We start from the raw sequence: 16,209 nt of genomic DNA, 5'->3' as shown, positions 1-16,209 counted from the left end.
GTTGGAGCTGCAATCACTCTTGAACGAAGGTCCGAAGTAGATGCCCGTGGTGGACAGGTTCAGGGAAAACTTAAAGGTTGGGCGGTTTCGCAGGATCCTGTCGATATCTCACTGCAACGCGATGGTGAAGCATTAGCTCGCGTCCTGAATGAAGCTTTATCGACGGCGAGGATCGCGGCAGACAAAATTCATCAGATTACGTTGCTGGATCAGGGGCCGGGAGCCACGAAAGCTGCTTGTAGCAAAGCTCTGGCAAAGGTTTTCAGTGGAGAGCCAATCCAGATTTATCGTCCGGACCAGGTCTATGGATATGGACCCTCCTCAGGTCCGCTCATGGCGCTGAACTGTGCGGTTGCCAACACTCCAAATGGTAAGGTTTCTATTGCTGCGGGTTATGACGTGGTTGGTGAAGCATTTGCCTTCGTTCTGGAAGGAGAAGGCTGATGAATGCGCCCATCGTAAACAATCCGTTTGAAACTCAGTTACGAGTGATCTTCGGAGACACGGATGCGGGTGGTATTGTCTATCATCCGCGATATCTGGAAATGGCTGAGCGTGGCCGCAATGAGACAATGCGTGCGTTAGGTCTCGATGTCGGTGCTTTGTTCCGTGACAAGGACATTGGGCTGGTCTTGAGGTCTTCCAATGCGAAATACCGCAACCCAGCTCATTTTGATGACACTCTGACTATCCATACAAGCCTGAAGAAACTCGCATCTGCCAGCTCGGTCTGGATCAGTAACATTCGCAGAGGGCCAACGCCGATCTGTTATGTGACCGCAGAGTTGGTTTGCATCTGCCGCAATACTCTACGTCCAATCATGTATCCCAGCTATGTGACCGAAAGTTTCAAACGTGCCTTAGCCTCAGGTGAGGTGAACCAATGAGATTGCTGGAAGATAAAGCCGCTATCGTAACAGGTGCTTCCCGAGGTATCGGGCGTGCAATTGCGTTGGAGTTTGCAAAAAACGGAGCCAACGTAATTGTGAACTCAACGAAGCCCTCAGAGCCGATGGATGAAACCATCAGGCTGATCGAGGAAACCGGTGCGTTCTGCACGCCTGTTTATGGCAGTGTTGAAAAGGAGAGCACTGCTCGTGAGTTGATTGACAGTGCGGTTCGCACTCATGGCAAGCTGGATATCCTGATCAATAATGCCGGGGTTACACGTGATAAACCTCTGTTGCTTATGCGAGAAGACGAGTTTGATGATGTCATGTCAGTTAACCTCAAAGGCACATACCAATGCTCCAGAGAAGCTGCACGGCAGATGATGAAGCAGCGCAGCGGGCGTATCATTCAGGTCAGTTCGATCTCTGCACTTTCTGGTCGTCCAGGGCAGTGCAACTATGCAGCCTCTAAAGCAGCGGTGGTTGGCTTTACAAAGTCGCTGGCGAGAGAACTCGGTAAATTCAATGTGCTGGTCAACGCCTTATATGTCGGTGTGATTGACACAGAAATGACCCGCAAGATGCCAGCAGCAGCACACAAAGAGATCACCAGAAACATCCCCCTTGGCCGCATCGGCACTCCTGAAGAAGTCGCCGGACCCTGTGTTTTTCTTGGTTCAGATCTCTCGACCTTCGTTAACGGGACAACCATCAATATCAGCGGTGGAGCTTACACATGAACCCACATAGCTTAGAGCAAGCACGCGCCCTGACTGCGCGCAGGCATGAAGTAACCCTTCAGCTTAAAGAAATCCTCATCGACTGTTTGGCGCTGGATCGAGAACCAGAAGACATCCCTGATGATTGCCTGCTGTTTGGCATTGGCCTTGGTCTAGATTCTGTAGATGCGTTGGAGATCGTTGTCGCAATCGAGTCCAACTTCGATCTTCGCATTGAAGATAGCGATATGCGCGAAATCAGATCCATCAATTCCATTGTTGATCTTATTGAATCCAAAACAGTTTTGGAGGAGGTGGCCTAATGTCTGGTTCCTATGAAGTTCTTCGCAATGATGTGGGTATCGTTGATTGTGGTTGCTGGGTGAGAACTCAAATCTCAGGGCCTGATGCATGCGCTGCGCTGGACAGTGTGGTTGGTGCGAATATGCATGAGCTGTTTGATGGCCGTGCAATCAACACGCTTATTCCATCTCTGACTGGTGGCGTTGATGCGATCCTGTGGGTTGCAGCAGTTGAGAACAATTATTTACTGATTGCCGAACCTTCAGAGCAAGAGACGATCGAAGCCGTTTTGGCAGAACTTACATCTAAGTTCGACATTTCGATCACCAATAAGCAGTCAGATACCTCTCACCTGATGCTAACAGGCCCAAATGCAGAAACTCTTGCTGTCGATACATTGGGCGATGATGTTCATTCGATTGGTTTTTTAAGTGTCTTTGAATTGCCGGAATCTGTGCTGGCAATGCGGATTGGCTACTTCGGAGAATATGAGCTTCATCTGTTTGGCGAAAAAGAGAAACAGGATGACTTGCTTCGTCAATTTGCGGATCAGTGCGGAAAAGACCTCCTAGTGTCCCCTGTTGGCTTACCAGCAATGATGGCTGAGATGCGTATTTTGAACACCAAACGCGATATTCCGCAGAACGTGTCTGTGTTTGAAGCTGGTTTGCAATGGATGATCGACTTCCAGAAAACCACGTTGCGTGCGAAGAGCGAACTGGACGCTAAGAAGAAGGCTGTCAGAAATCTCTGCATGCTGGTGGTTTTGGAGGCTGATATCGTTGAAGCAGGGGCTCAGCTTGTTGTTGAGGGACAGGAAGTCGGCTGGGTCCAGTCTGCGTTCTTCTCACCTACGTTGGGAAAATGGGTCGCTATAGCTTACCTGCAAAAAGACATTTGTGCCCCCGGTTTGCTGCTGCAAACTCAAATAGGCCTTGCAAATACAGTATCTGCACCAGCGTTTCTTAGTGTTTCAGTCCGCAATGCGTTAGAGCAGGCCGCTTGATGGCTTGCTCCAGCGATGAACCCACTACAACCCGAGATGGGGTATTCCTGCGCTCTGCCGTACGACTGATGCTCTTGAGCTTGGTTGTTATGCTGTTGGCGCTGAGTTGCCTGTACTTTGTTCCAATCTACATTGCGCCGTTTATCTCGTGCGCACTCTATCTCGTATTGTGGACCTATGAAAAACGTATTGGCGTTTGGTCTCCGGTCACACGCCTGATGAGCGTTTTTTATATGGTGCTTGCTGTGGCACGCTTTGCAGTCGAAGACATTGCGTGGTCTGCCTATTCTGCTCCTATTATCTATTCAGCGCTCGCAGTCCTGATATTATCTTTGCTCGCCTTAGGTAAACCCTTCACGATTTTTTACTCCAAGGGAAACGGGTTCTATGCATTGCATTGTCGCGTCTCCCTGATGTGGGGGCTGCTGCATGTATGTGCTGCGTTCTCCAGCATCTACCTAATGCCGAACATTCTCTTCCTTTATGTTCCAATGGGACTGATGGTGCTCGGAGCTTTTGGCACGATCTGGCTGAATTTTGTTACAATGGGTGCCAAGTTTGGTCGTCAGCCTCGCTTTGAACTCGGGAAGTTTGAGTTTGAACAGGTGCAGAATGAACGGCAGCGTGACGAGTTTTATCGGCTTATTGCAACAGCCTATGTAAGTGATCTGCAGCGCGCTGCCGGAAGCCACAAGAAAATCGATAAGGCCAAGATCGAATTGGAACATCGAAATTCGGATGCAAAACGCTCTGGGTGCCAAGTTCCGTTTCTTGTCCGGCACCAAGGCAAAGCCGTTGGTGGGATCTGCATGTTCCTCGACCATGCAGATAAGGGCCTGCCGATTGAAAGCGAAACAGACTTTAATGCTGCTGTCTTTCGTAAGAGAGGGGCTGTTGCTGAGGTTGGTCGCCTTGGCGTTATGCCTCGATACCGACTTGAGCGAAATGTGCTCATTGGCTTGTTCAAATGCATCGTTGAGAAGTCTGCTGAGCTGAGAGTCCATACGATTGTCAATGACAGCTTTGCGTTTCAGGAAAAGCTTTACTCGAAGATCGGCTTTCATGCGATGCCGGATGGCTACTATTCCGGCGGAGAAGAAGATTCCACCGGGTATGGTCTGACTGCCATTCCAATGGTGATGGATCTTGCTGATGCAATCCGTCTGGACACTCAGACTTCGACTGGCAAAGAAGTGATGGAGTGTTTGCAGCCTTACGTAATTGAACGGTTCTTCAAGATACTTGCGCTGCAGGAAGTTTGGGAAAGCTTCAAAGGCCTTGCTCTCGCAAAGGGGGGCTTAAGGCATGAAGCGCAGCAGCTTTAGAAAAGGGGCCAGATTATTCTCAGCTTGCTGGATCTTGCTTGGCCTCGTTCTCTTTGCGTATAGCGAGTTGCAGTTGATTGGGACCCCGAAGCTGCCTGAGTTGGTCATGACGGCTCAGAAGGTTTCCGCTGAAGATGCAATCCAGCGCTGGAATCAGAGGCGTTTGAGGGAAGCAACCTATCTGTGGCGGGAGGAAAGCTCTCCTGAAGGGGGTGCCTTTACTGCTGGCCTTGCTGCCTATCGGATAGGCTCATTAACGCATGATCCTCTTTGGGTAGCCTCTGCAAAGGGTAAGTTTCTTGAAGCTATAGAAACTCTACCGCAGTTCGCGCAGGCGCGAGCCTGGTTGGGCTCTGCTTATGCCCTGATCGCACGGGACTATCCAATACAAGGAAATTGGCAGGTTTTTCCGGGAACCGGATTTGCCCGGATCTACAACGTGTTGCAGGCAAAAAAGTATCTGGATGAGGCCGTTGTGATTGATGAATTTGATCCGGTCTCCCGGCTTGTTCGAGCATCTACCCTTTCTGCGATGCCAAGCATCTTTGTGTCGAAAGAAAGCGTTGGAACTGACCTGCAGACCTTGCTGAGCTGGGTCGAAGACCCATCAAGCAACCCTCAACACGAGAAAGTTCTTCAGTCTGAAATTTTCCGGGATGAGTTCTATCTTGCCTATGCACAAAGGCTTGAAGCGAGAGGGGAGAAAACGGCAGCAAAGAACGCTTGGGACATGCTTTCCAGAAGCGCGGGAATAAAAGAAATAAAGGAGTTTGCCAGATGGAAATCCATCAGCCTAACTCAATTGCAATAACAGGTATCGGGATGGTTGGACCATTTGGGACAACCCTTGAAGATTTGTGGGCGGCATGTGAGAGAGGACCTCAACCGTTTCCAACAGCGGAGCGTTTTGATCATGGGCTCCCATCTTCTGAAGCGCATAAAGTTGATATGCGACAGGAGTTCGGCTCTGGTCAACTTTCACGTGCTCCTCTGGTCTCTCAATACGCTATGTTCGCAGTAAATCGAGCGCTTCAGCAAGCTGGGATTGTTTTGGATCGCCGGAAGAAAACCTCTGATATTGCGATCATATTCGGTACGTCCAATGGTCCGGGTGCAGCAACTCAGCAGATTTATGATGATCTGATTGATCAAGGACCTGCTGGTGTTAAACCGCGCGTTTTTCAGGAGTCTGTTTTCAATGCTCCAGCCAGTCTAGCCAGCATTCATTACGGTATTACCGGAGCGATTCAGGTCGTTCCCGCCAGTAGCAACTCGGGTGCTGCCGTTCTGTATCAGGCGCAGCTCTTATTAGCTCAACCACACATCAAAAGAGTTATTGCAGTTTGCTCTGAAGAACTCTGTGATGCGTTGCAGGTGGGCCTACACGATTTGAAGTGGCACGCTGGTTACAACGCTGACGGCAGCCTTACTTCTGGTGCTGTGATGGCGGAAGGAGCGGTGGCGTTGGTGCTGGAGCCTGCATCCTTTGCAGTAGAGCGTGAGGCCAATGTTCTGGCTGAAATCACAGGTGTTGGGTTTAGCAATGATGCCGCGGCTGTTGGCAAACCGGATATGGCTGGTGGTGGCGTGATCGCGTCGATCGACAGTTGTCTGAAAGATGCCGAGATTACCCCTGCTACTGTTCATAAAATTGTCCCGGGAGCGTCCGGAACAAAGGTTGATGTAGAGCTTGAGACCAATGCGATTGAAACGATGTTCTCAGATACGGATAAACTGGTTGCTCCTGCAAAGAACAGTCTTGGTTGCGCCATGGGAACCTCATTGTTTTTTGAGATAGCGCTTGCGGCCCAAGCCTTTGTTGAAAGGCGTTTTCCAACCGAACCCAAAAAAAATAAAGATGAAGTAACGCCGAAAAATGTCCTCTGCAATGCCATTGGCTTGAATGGACAGTTCGGCTCCGTTCTGGTGAGGGGAGCACTATGAACACAACATGCTGGTTGTTTCCGGGGCAGGGCTCGCAGAGCCAGACAATGGGTAAAGCCTTTTTGCAGTTACCTGCATTTTGCAGGGTTATTGAAGAGATCGAAACGGCATGTGATTTGCCGGTTTCCCGATACATCTCCTCTTTGCCTGACAATGAGCTGAAGCGAACAGATCGGGCCCAGCTTGGTATCTTTGCTATGTCTATGGGAGTTGCGGCATGTTTGCAGGAAAAGCACTTCTCATCAATCGCAGTGGCAGGACACAGCCTTGGCCATTTCTCCGCGCTGACGGTAGCAGGTGTTTTGGATTTGAAAGATGCCGCAATGCTGGTGCGCGAACGCGGCAAGCTGATGCTTTCTGCCAATACCCGACAAGCTGGCGGAATGGGAGTGGTTCAGGGGCTTTCCGAGGCCGTTGTTAATAACTGTCTTGAAAACGCTGATCTGGATATCTGGCCTGCGAACATCAATCTGATTGATCAGGTCGTTGTTTCCGGGCGTGCTGATCAGCTTAACCAAGCCAAAGATGTGCTGGTTGCTGCCGGTGGCCGTTGGGTTCCTTTGAATGTCTCAGGTGCTTTCCATTCTCCTTTGCTGGATGTTGAGGCTGAGGTGTTCGCTGATCTTATTGATGATGTTCCCTTCCATAAGCCTGAGCGCGTGGTCCTGAGCAATTCCACTGGGAGAATTTTGCATTCACCAGAAGAAATCAGGCGTGACCTGAAAGAGCATATGACGTCTCGCGTCTCCTGGTTTCAGATCATGGCAAAACTCAGTTGTCTTGGCATTTCAGAATATTGTGAGGTTGGATCTGGCAAAGTGCTGACTGGGTTGTTGTTGCGCCATTCGCGCGAAACCCCAGTCAGCAGTACAGGCACACCAGTACTTCTTAATCGCTACATGCAGAAGCAGCGCGACAGCATCGAGGCCGACAGCCTAAATGAGGATGCAGCATGATCCCAGTTTATTCCAATTGTGAAGCCGTTATTACCGGATGCGGCGTTGTTAATTCTGTTTCCAATAGTTTTGCCGAGTTTCAGGAAGCCCTGATAACGGGTGCATCAGGAGTGCGCCCAATCCAGAGCTTCCTCCCAGAAGGCTTACGTAACCCAAACGCATGTGAAGCTATTTACTTTGATGAAGATGCTATCAAAGCGAAGCATGGTGCACGCCGGATGGATCGCAGTTCCTCGCTGGTTCTGGCAACACTGCATGAAGCTACGCAAGCTGCTCGACTGGATTGGGCGGATGTTGATCCAATGCGTGGAGCAGTCCTTTCTGGTTCGACACTTGGCGGCGCGAGAACCGGGGTCCGATATTATCGGAATCAGAGAAATGGACACAGACGCGTTGCAGATCTGAAGGATTACTCTATCCATTCAGCAGGTTATCGGGTTTGCATTCATACAGGTATTCTTGGACCTAATCTAGTTTTCTCGACGGCTTGTACATCTTCCAACCTTGCAATTGCTTCAGCGCTTGATCTCATCCGTGCAAATAAAGTTGACGTCGCGGTGGTGTCTGGCTTTGATCCAATGTCTGAAGTCTCCTGCGCAGGATTTACGGTTATGCGCAATGTTTCTCCGGATCTTTGTCGCCCTTTCAATAAAAGTAGGAAAGGGCTGGTGCTGGGTGAGGGCGCGGCAACGCTTATCATTGAGGGCGCTGACTTCGCCGCCAAGCGAAATGCGCCAGTACTGGCAAAAGTGCGTGGGCATGGACTGACTTCAGATGCGCATCACATGACAGCACCCGATGTCACGGCGCAAGGACCAAAGCGTGCCATGCAGATGGCTTTAGAGATGGCAGGCGCTGCAGAAACTCAAGTGGATTTTGTCTGTGCTCATGGCACTGGAACGCTCCATAACGATGCGATCGAGGCAAAAGCCATTCATGGTGTACTGGGGGCAGCAGCAGGTGATGTTCCGTGCAGTTCAATCAAGTCAATGGTGGGCCATACGTTGGGTGCCGCAGGAACGATGAATGTTGCAGCGATCCTTGCAGCAGGACGCGGTGGTTTCATTCCTCCAACGCTCAATTTTGAAGAGGCTGATCCTCAGAACCCACTTGCCATATCAGCTGTTGCCCGACCAGCAAAGCCATCTCTGGTGCTATCCAACACCCTTGGATTTGGTGGCTCCAACTGCAGCGTTTGTATTGAACTTGGATAGGATCGAAAATGGATCAGGTTGTTTATCAGCAGTACGATATTGAGGCGATCACCCGAAGGTTGCCTCATCGATATCCATTTTTAATGGTCGATCGCATTCTAAAGGCCGGACCTGGTTACGCACTGGGCATGAAGAACGTCACAATCAATGAACCATATTTTGGAGGTCACTTTCCAGAATATCCTGTGATGCCAGGTGTCTTGGTGACCGAATTCCTACTGCAGACCTCTGCGTTTATGGGAGCCATGTCATCAGAAGATGAAGTGCCTGATCCAGCTAACACTCGTTTTTTCTGTGTTGGTTTCAATATGAGATTCAGTAAGCCTGTTGTGCCCGGCGATCAGCTGAAGGGAGAGGTCAAACTTGTCCGTAAGCTCAAGGGTATGTCTCGGGTGAAAGCAGTTGTGACGACAGATGAGGGGCAGATTGCCTCTGGTGAGTTAAGTATTGCGATCGTTAACTAGGTGATTGTTATGGTAAAATTATATTCTTTTGTCTTTGCTCTTTTCTTTTCACTGATCTCTGCAATTCAGATTAGCAATGCGCAGACCTCCGTGATTTTTGAAAGCGCTAAAGCCCTGCATGATCAAGCACGCGAGGGTGATGAAGAGGCTGCCGAGCAGGCTGTTGACGCTTTTACAAATCTTGTGAAGGCGGAGCCGAACAATGCTCTGGCACTGGCCTATCTTGGAAGCAGTTACGCAATCTCTGCCCGTGAATCGAGTGTTGTGACAAATAAAATCCGATACACAAATCGTGGACTGCGTTATCTGGATCAGGCTGTCACGCTGGCCCCCAAAAATTTTTTTGCCCGCCTGATCCGTGCAAATGTGACGGCCAACCTTCCTTCCATGTTTGGTCGTGGTGACACTGCCCTTGAGGATATGCTGCTGCTGGATCAATTGTATTCTGCTGCACCAACACCCCAACTGGCAGGTCCAATGCTGGGTATCTATGCCAAGCTTGAAGATGCTGCTCCCAAGGAAAGCGATTGGACCAGCAAAGCCGCACAAGCTAAAGCTCTCCTGGCAGGGAAATGACCGGTGGGCAAAATTAGCATCAGCGAGCTCTCCTATGCTTATCAGACGGGTGGTAACACCCTGCCTATTTTGCATGAGGCAAACCTCGAGCTTTCAAGCGGAGCCTTTGCGACTATTTCCGGTCCATCAGGAAGTGGGAAAAGCACTCTGCTCAATCTGATTGGAGCGCTTGACCGGCCTCAACACGGAGACATTACGGTTGATGATGTTGAACTGAGCAAGTTGTCAGACCGACAACTGGCAGGGTTTCGAAATCAGATGATTGGTTTTGTCTTTCAATCCTTTCACCTTCTTCCTGTTTTGAGTGCGGCTGAAAATGTTGCTTGGCCTTTGTACTTTCAGGGGGTGCCGCGTTCCAAACGTATGGAAATCGCAAGAGAAAAGCTGAAATTGGTTGGATTGAAGGATCACCTCAACAAGGTGCCGGGCAAGCTTTCTGGTGGGCAAAGGCAACGTGTTGCAATTGCGCGCGCTCTGGTTACTGAACCCTCTGTTGTTTTGGCTGATGAACCAACCGCGAGCCTTGATCGTAAGACCGCCGAAGAAATCATTGTCTTGCTAAGAAGCCTTAATGAAAACGCGGGTGTCACGTTCTTACTGGCAACACACGACCCATTGGTTGTCGCTCATGCTGTGCAGCGAGTTGAACTGGTTGACGGAAAACTGATTGAGCGAGAGCAGGTTCAAGCACAAGAGGTGTTGGCTCATGCTTGATCTTGTTTATTTGGCGGCACTCAATACCTTGCGTAATACACGCCGTTCTCTCATTACGATCATATCGATTGCGGTGGGGTGTACTGCTCTGATTACCTTTGGAGCCTTCATTAACTTTTCTTTTGAAGGTCTCAGAGAAACAACGATCCGCACACAATTGGGGCATATGCAAATCTATGCCAAAGGCTATTGGGAAAAGCGCATTGTTGATCCCAGTGCTGCAAAGATCGAAGATCTGGGTACATTGCAAAAGGCTCTCGAAAATATTCCGGAAGTCTCCAGCGTCACTCAACGACTTACCTTTTCCGGCATCGGCGGCATTGGTAATGCGACAGTCAACATGTCTGTAACTGGTGTCGACCCTGAAAGAGACGAAGAGTTTGTTGATTTCGAAATTGTCGAAGACGGCCGGAACCTTCTTGTTGGTGATAGTGAAGCCGGGGTCATAGGACGTGAATTAGCCCGCGGTTTAGGGGCAAAAATCGGTGATTGGGTCACTGTTATGACGACCTCAGTTGATGGGGTTATCAATGCAGTTGATTTTCAGATTGTTGGCATTGTCCGTACCGGGTCGACTGAATACGACAGCGTGTTTGTGAAAGTTCCAATCCAGATTGCACAGCGTGCGCTGGAAACAGAGGGTGTTGACCGGGTCATCGTGCTGTTGGATCAGACAGATATGCTACCCGTTGCGCGGCCGAAAATTGAAGCAGCACTGGCTGATTTATCTGAGCAATATGAGTTTAAGCAATGGGATGAACTGGCTGGGTTTTATGAGGCCGTGCATTCGCTTTACACCGGCTTTTTCCGTATTTTCGCAGTGATTGTCTCAATCGTTGTCATGTTCTCGGTTGCCAATACCATGAGTATGGCTGTCTTCGAACGCCTCGGTGAAATTGGCGCGCTACGTGCCATTGGGGCACCACGGCGGACAATGGTCTGGATGTTCCTGTATGAGGGAATTTTCATCGGTTTGCTCGGAAGTGCAGCTGGTGTAGTGCTGGCCTACGGCCTCTCTGAACTTGTTGATACTCTGGGGGGAATTCCAATGCCTCCTCCACCTTCAATGTCTGAAGGGTATCAGGCCTATTTTCCAATCACATTTGAAGTCCTGGCGAGTGCTGTGGCCCTTGCTATGGCCGCGTCTCTTATCTCATCAATCTATCCGTCATGGGTTGCATCACGGGCAAATATTATTGAGGCTTTGCAAAAATCATGATTAAGCAGTTTCTTTTAGCACTGGTAACAGCAGCGGTGTTTTTCGCCGGTTCGTTGACACAGGTTTTAGCCGAAAGTGGAGCGGACCTGCTGCGTCTTGTCGATGAGATACGTGCACCTGCCAATAACTTCCAGTTTCATGTCAAAGTTTCGACGGGCTCGAAAAGTACGTTGACGATGCAGGTGAATGTGAAAGACCAGAGTAAAGGGCTTGTGCGTTATCTGACGCCTAAGAAGAACAAGGGGCGTTCGATCCTCTTTGTTGGTCGTAACATGTGGGTTTACATTCCAGGATCCCGTCGCCCTTTACGTATCTCACCGCAGCAGCAGGTGTTGGGTGGGGTTTCCAGTGCTGATATTGCAAGAACTGTGTACTCGGCTGATTACAAAGTCATGAGTGTGAATGCAGATTCTAGTCGTGAGAAAACGTTGAGCCTCAAAGCAAAATCTAAAGCAGCTGCATATGGGCGTATCGCGCTGGTTGTTTCTGCAAAAGATACTCGGCCGCTCAGGGCTAAGTTTTTCTCAGCAAACGGAAAACGCCTTTTGAAGACGGCCTATTTTGAAGGATATAAGTCGGTTCTGGGGCGTCAACGCCCAACTAAACTGCGTATTGTTGATCACCTTGCTGGCAAGGCAACTACCACGATGCATTACTCCAAGTACAAGTTGAAGGATACGCCAGGTTCGTGGTTCCAACCTTCAAATTTGCACCGCCTCTAGTTCTCTGATCTGAGTTTTGATTATGCGTAGTTTCAATGTGTTTTTAGTTGGCTGTGGTGTGTTTTCTTTACTGGCTACTGTCGAGAAACAGGTAAGTGCAGAAGAACTTCAGTTTGATTTAAGTGCTGAAGTCGGGGTCTATGCACGTGGCAATGGTTTAAGAAAGACAGATCTGTTTCCAGATGTTGAGGCTGCGGGATATCAGGCAGACTTGCTGGGTGCCGATGTAAGTGTGAGTGGCACATTGGAGCAGGGACGGTTGAGGTTATCCGGAAAAAGTCGCTTTTCAGGACTGACTGGTTCTGATGACCCTGTCGCGGACGTGACAGCCGATGAGGTTTATGCCGAACTACGGATCTCAGATCAGTTGTTTGGCTATTTCGGGCGCAGGAACGTCGCGTTTGGTCAGTCGTATGGGCTTAACCCGGTCGATATCTATAATCAGCCCCTAAAGGAAAACCGGCTCTACCCCTCCTATAAATCTCGCGATGATACGGTGGGAGTGGATCTGGCAGGATTTGATTTTCTGACCAACAGTGGAGATACCTTCAAGATCTTTTACGCCCCGGAACTAGATCGCCTTAATGAAGACTTCACCGAGGACAACTGGTATCTGAGCTACTCTACATTTTTAGAAGCTTCCGGGATTGATGTGACGACCTCTGCGTTTTGGGAGGAGCGCCCCGGAGTTGGGTTATCTGGATCTGTTGCAGTGGGTAACAAGACAGTTCTTTATGCTGATGGCACTTTACGACGTGGGAGGGAGAAAAACACACTCCAGTCTTCAACACTCATTGATGGATTTGCGTTCGCATCTGATGGTGATGACAAACTGTATACTTACGTTACTCTTGGAGCGGGGTATACATTTGAAAATGGGCTCAGTGTCAATCTTGAATACACCTTTGATGGTGCCGGATACTCGCAGGATGAGTGGGATGATTTTGATGAGAGTATCACCCTTGCTTCATCGATGAGCGGTAGTTTAGCAAGCCGTGCAAGAGGGCAGATAAACACTGCATTGCGGCATCATTCACTTCGTCGCAACTATGCATTCTTGAGGATGGCGCAAGATGATTTGTTGGATCTGAACCTTGAGGGAGAACTGACGCTGTTGCATGGTATGGATGACCAATCTGGCCGTGTTGGTGTGCGGTTGGAAAAAGAGGTTGCTGAAGGAGCTAGCATCGGTGTTTTTGCCAGCCATCGATATGGGAAAGAGAACTCCGAGTTTCGCCTGCGCCCTGACATCTCATCACTTGCTCTCTATACGCTGCTAAGATTCTGAGTGAGGCTGCTTGATCCCGTTTGATGAACTACCGACCTTCTCTCGTGGGAAAGTTATTGGACTGGACCGATATGTTGTTGTTGCGCACCCTGCTCAACATCAACTTGAAGCCCTAACTATGGCAGCCGATCAGATTCTCAGCAAACAAGAAAAGCAGACCGTCACTTACCGGCGTAATCCCGAACGCGGCAGATGTTCCCTGGCATCCCGTGTACTCCTAAAGTGCATTATTGCGGAAATTCTTGGTTGCGAAGCTAGGCAGGTCTGTCTCCATAAGATGGAAAGCGGAAAGCTGTGGTGTCAAAATGAGTTGAATAAGCAGCGTATAGACTTGGACCTATCAACAACAACAACAGAGCAATCTACTGCTGTCGCTGTTGGTTTTGGGTGCAAGGTTGGTATCGATATTCAGCGCATGAACCCAAAGCAACGCCAGGCCTACGCAACCATTTTTGGTGAACATACTGATGAGAAACTGCTTGAGACCGCCATCTGGACACGAATGGAAGCTTATGGAAAAATGAATGGTGCAGGGCTAGGGCAGGGACTAAGAAAGCTAAATGAATTAGCCAAAACTCCTGACTTGGCTGATGAACCTTGCCAGCTCATTGATTTTCACAAGAACAACAGCGAAGCTCTAGCTCTTAGCATTTCCGGAGATGCTCATATCCAAATGTTTCGAGGAAAAGCGCAGCAGTTTGCATTGTGATCATAGCTGCTATCCGTTTAATGGCGGAGTAGCCCATACTGAGCGAGATGTCGACTTAGAGTTGGCTTTAATCCGCTTGGTGCAGAGGGCCAACACCGGACATTCGGGCGTTTTCACCACGGGTTGAGACACGCTCACCCGAAGGCTTCTACAGCAGTTCTTAAGGGCGATATGGAATTACTTTACTGACAAATTGATGGCATTCGTTAATGTCGAGAGTTATAGCCGCCAGTGATATGCAGCAACCTACAACTGAGCCAGACACTAAGAATGTCACTGGCAACTTCACAGCTGGATCTGAGTAGAACTGGCTAGGTTGGTAGCAAAGGGTTTACTCAGGCTAGGTGTAGAATGGCACTCTAAGCTTTTTGCAGCTCTGAGAAATCGTGCTGCATTTTTGTCGTTAGCCCTGTTTCATGGCTCCAACGGTGTACAGCTGGTTCACAATCTCTGTCGTTGGATAAGAGTACTAGTGCGTCGCCAGTTCCATTTTCGGCAATACAAATAGCGGTGTCTGGCCACCCAGTCCAAGACCGCATGGCTTTCGTTTCACAGACAACATCATTTGCCGTTCTCTTGAAGCGCTTCTTGTCGGAATTGTCACAGATCGGATGCAGCTTCCAGGTATCGTTGTCGCAGATTACCTCACCGCCATCTTCAGCAATCATTGCAGTTCGGTATGAAATCGGCAGAGTGGAACCCAAATTAACTTCGCACTCTGCGACGTATTTTTCTTCTACAGGACAAGGCATTAGTTTTCCTACATCTTCAAGACAAGTTTCCTGTGCGGGGCAGATCCAACCTTCGCAGCAACGCAGAAATCTAAAACAACGTCGAGCTACTGCTAGCACGGGCCATTACCGGACATTCGGGCGTTTCAATCAAGGATTGATAAAATCTACATAGCGGATTTTTTAAGTATCCGAGTGGGCAGTTTTTCATCGAGTAAGGCGATCACTTAAGCATGCCACAAGGTGAGTTCGCTGAGCTCAAGTTGCGGATTTTTAGCACCGCAGCAAATATCGGGTTTGTGGAAGCCGACCAGATGGCCGCTATATTTACAGTCACAAACGTAAGCAGGCGAAGAGAAATAATGCTTTTTGTCTAAGGGTTAACGAGGTAAATCGCGAACCGGGCGAACGTTATCCTCAAACGGCACATGCCGCCGCCGAAATGTTGTGTTCTGGATGTAGTCTGGCTTCTTAATCCGATCCATTCGAAAATGACGGAAGTCCTTGCGTGCAGGATCCCAGGCTACCAAATACCATAGTGGTGGTAAGATCAGCATTGCTTGCGGCTCAACAATTCGGCTGGTTACTCCCCCTTTTGCGTCACAGTACTGGAAACGCAAGTGGAGCTGTTGAAGAAAAGCTGTTTCGAATGCTGGCAGCAGCGCAGGCTCCATTGCTCCCATATCGGATATATCTACCTGCGGTGAAAGCTGCCCTACATACAAGCAATCGTTCAACACCCAAAGTAGAGGGCTTCGTAATGACTGATACTGGTAAAGAGAAATGTGCCCATACATCCCTTCGCAATGAAGTGGACCAGCTTAGCTTAGCAACCAACCACCTCAAAAATCTGGTTTATTCCATGAGTGTGGTTCTGAGCGAACGCATGGAGCACACTCAGGAATATGGAGCGTTGCTGACGCTGTTTGATACTGTGCGCAATCACATTGAAGATGTGCAGGGAAGTAGCGAGAAAATCTCCGAGCTGCTCGAACCTTGCGCGCTGGAAATCTCCAAAGACTAAAAATACGGAATGAAGAGAGGCATTGCCTCTCACGGAATATTCTGGCTTGGGAAGCGTGATGCTTCTCAGGCCCTTTTTGTTGATCGCTTGAAGCGGGCATGCTCTTTATCAAGAAGAATTAAAGTTGCACCCTGACGGGCGTTGACGACCCTCCGACAACTCTCAAGAGTTAAAACCTCAATGAAAGCCTGTGTCCTGACGACTAATGACGACATTAACAGCTTTTCCAGAATTAATTTGAAAGGGTCTTTGCAGGAACCAAGAGAGGCAAAATCGCGCTTTCAAACGCTCTCATTTGCTTACATAGTGCTGACACAGGGCACAAATGCAAAAAGCTCCCGGAAGGGAGCTTTGCTAAACCTCTTTATATACCATGAGGTTAAATGGTGAGCCCGCACGGGTTCG

At 49.2% G+C, this 16,209-nt stretch carries 20 protein-coding genes; 18 read left to right on the top strand and 2 right to left on the bottom strand.

The features are described from left to right. From PsW74_RS28820 to PsW74_RS06390, 17 genes are all read left to right on the top strand, one after another. A partial coding sequence (locus PsW74_RS28820; RefSeq protein ID WP_193777951.1) for a hypothetical protein occupies positions 1 to 444 on the top strand: 444 nt, incomplete at its 5' end. After that, positions 444 to 887: a YbgC/FadM family acyl-CoA thioesterase gene (locus PsW74_RS06465; protein ID WP_063288718.1), complete on the top strand. Its 444-nt coding sequence runs from the start codon at positions 444 to 446 to the stop codon at positions 885 to 887. The genes PsW74_RS28820 and PsW74_RS06465, both read left to right, overlap by 1 nt. Further along, entirely contained in the window at positions 884 to 1,630 is a 747-nt protein-coding gene (locus tag PsW74_RS06460) for a 3-oxoacyl-ACP reductase family protein (RefSeq protein ID WP_063288719.1), read from the top strand. The genes PsW74_RS06465 and PsW74_RS06460 overlap by 4 nt, the downstream gene beginning before the upstream one ends. Then, positions 1,627 to 1,932, top strand: a complete 306-nt coding sequence (locus PsW74_RS06455; RefSeq protein WP_063288720.1) for an acyl carrier protein — start codon at positions 1,627 to 1,629, stop codon at positions 1,930 to 1,932. The genes PsW74_RS06460 and PsW74_RS06455 overlap by 4 nt, the downstream gene beginning before the upstream one ends. Further along, positions 1,932 to 2,918 (top strand): glycine cleavage T C-terminal barrel domain-containing protein, encoded by a 987-nt coding sequence (locus tag PsW74_RS06450; protein WP_063288721.1) that lies wholly within the window; start codon positions 1,932 to 1,934, stop codon positions 2,916 to 2,918. Before PsW74_RS06455 ends, PsW74_RS06450 begins: the two co-directional genes overlap by 1 nt. Continuing rightward, positions 2,918 to 4,243: a hypothetical protein gene (locus tag PsW74_RS06445; RefSeq protein ID WP_063288722.1), complete on the top strand. Its 1,326-nt coding sequence runs from the start codon at positions 2,918 to 2,920 to the stop codon at positions 4,241 to 4,243. The genes PsW74_RS06450 and PsW74_RS06445 overlap by 1 nt, the downstream gene beginning before the upstream one ends. Further along, the gene (locus tag PsW74_RS06440; protein WP_063288723.1) at positions 4,224 to 5,054 is read left to right on the top strand and encodes a hypothetical protein; all 831 of its coding nucleotides are present in this window, start codon (positions 4,224 to 4,226) and stop codon (positions 5,052 to 5,054) included. The genes PsW74_RS06445 and PsW74_RS06440 overlap by 20 nt, the downstream gene beginning before the upstream one ends. Further along, on the top strand, positions 5,021 to 6,187 hold the full coding sequence (locus PsW74_RS06435) for a beta-ketoacyl synthase N-terminal-like domain-containing protein (protein WP_082830496.1): 1,167 nt from the start codon (positions 5,021 to 5,023) through the stop codon (positions 6,185 to 6,187). The genes PsW74_RS06440 and PsW74_RS06435 overlap by 34 nt, the downstream gene beginning before the upstream one ends. Beyond that, on the top strand, positions 6,184 to 7,143 hold the full coding sequence (locus tag PsW74_RS06430; RefSeq protein ID WP_063288725.1) for an ACP S-malonyltransferase: 960 nt from the start codon (positions 6,184 to 6,186) through the stop codon (positions 7,141 to 7,143). The genes PsW74_RS06435 and PsW74_RS06430 overlap by 4 nt, the downstream gene beginning before the upstream one ends. After that, the gene (locus PsW74_RS06425; protein ID WP_063288726.1) at positions 7,140 to 8,357 is read left to right on the top strand and encodes a beta-ketoacyl-[acyl-carrier-protein] synthase family protein; all 1,218 of its coding nucleotides are present in this window, start codon (positions 7,140 to 7,142) and stop codon (positions 8,355 to 8,357) included. The genes PsW74_RS06430 and PsW74_RS06425 overlap by 4 nt, the downstream gene beginning before the upstream one ends. 8 nt (positions 8,358 to 8,365) lie before the next feature. After that, the gene (gene fabZ, locus PsW74_RS06420; protein WP_063288727.1) at positions 8,366 to 8,821 is read left to right on the top strand and encodes a 3-hydroxyacyl-ACP dehydratase FabZ; all 456 of its coding nucleotides are present in this window, start codon (positions 8,366 to 8,368) and stop codon (positions 8,819 to 8,821) included. Between the two features lie 9 nt (positions 8,822 to 8,830). Continuing rightward, the gene (locus PsW74_RS06415; protein WP_153041705.1) at positions 8,831 to 9,397 is read left to right on the top strand and encodes a hypothetical protein; all 567 of its coding nucleotides are present in this window, start codon (positions 8,831 to 8,833) and stop codon (positions 9,395 to 9,397) included. Positions 9,398 to 9,400: 3 nt separating this feature from the next. Continuing rightward, positions 9,401 to 10,111 (top strand): ABC transporter ATP-binding protein, encoded by a 711-nt coding sequence (locus PsW74_RS06410; RefSeq protein ID WP_063288729.1) that lies wholly within the window; start codon positions 9,401 to 9,403, stop codon positions 10,109 to 10,111. Next, complete coding sequence (locus PsW74_RS06405; RefSeq protein ID WP_063288730.1) at positions 10,104 to 11,330, top strand: FtsX-like permease family protein; 1,227 nt, start codon at positions 10,104 to 10,106, stop codon at positions 11,328 to 11,330. The genes PsW74_RS06410 and PsW74_RS06405 overlap by 8 nt, the downstream gene beginning before the upstream one ends. After that, the gene (locus PsW74_RS06400) at positions 11,327 to 12,052 is read left to right on the top strand and encodes an outer membrane lipoprotein-sorting protein (protein WP_063288731.1); all 726 of its coding nucleotides are present in this window, start codon (positions 11,327 to 11,329) and stop codon (positions 12,050 to 12,052) included. Before PsW74_RS06405 ends, PsW74_RS06400 begins: the two co-directional genes overlap by 4 nt. 22 nt (positions 12,053 to 12,074) lie before the next feature. After that, a complete protein-coding gene (locus PsW74_RS06395; RefSeq protein WP_063288732.1) occupies positions 12,075 to 13,340 on the top strand; it encodes a hypothetical protein in 1,266 nt (421 codons plus the stop codon). A 10-nt stretch (positions 13,341 to 13,350) separates the two neighbouring features. Beyond that, positions 13,351 to 14,049 (top strand): hypothetical protein, encoded by a 699-nt coding sequence (locus tag PsW74_RS06390; protein WP_063288733.1) that lies wholly within the window; start codon positions 13,351 to 13,353, stop codon positions 14,047 to 14,049. A gap of 359 nt (positions 14,050 to 14,408) precedes the next feature. Here PsW74_RS06390 and PsW74_RS06385 read toward each other — a convergent pair whose 3' ends face one another. Together PsW74_RS06385 and PsW74_RS06380 are read right to left on the bottom strand one after the other, a co-directional pair. After that, positions 14,409 to 14,801: an SMI1/KNR4 family protein gene (locus tag PsW74_RS06385; protein WP_063288734.1), complete on the bottom strand. Its 393-nt coding sequence runs from the start codon at positions 14,799 to 14,801 to the stop codon at positions 14,409 to 14,411. A 359-nt stretch (positions 14,802 to 15,160) separates the two neighbouring features. Continuing rightward, entirely contained in the window at positions 15,161 to 15,463 is a 303-nt protein-coding gene (locus PsW74_RS06380; RefSeq protein ID WP_244271756.1) for a WYL domain-containing protein, read from the bottom strand. Positions 15,464 to 15,540: 77 nt separating this feature from the next. Between PsW74_RS06380 and PsW74_RS06375 the strand changes: the two genes are divergently transcribed. Beyond that, complete coding sequence (locus tag PsW74_RS06375; RefSeq protein ID WP_063288735.1) at positions 15,541 to 15,804, top strand: hypothetical protein; 264 nt, start codon at positions 15,541 to 15,543, stop codon at positions 15,802 to 15,804. Positions 15,805 to 16,209: the final 405 nt, after the last annotated feature.

The organism is Pseudovibrio sp. W74 (genome assembly GCF_001623085.1).
In the GTDB taxonomy this organism is placed as follows: Bacteria; Pseudomonadota; Alphaproteobacteria; order Rhizobiales; family Stappiaceae; genus Pseudovibrio.
The sequence above is the reverse complement of the archived record's forward strand: the minus strand, read 5'-3'. Positions and strand labels throughout refer to the sequence as shown.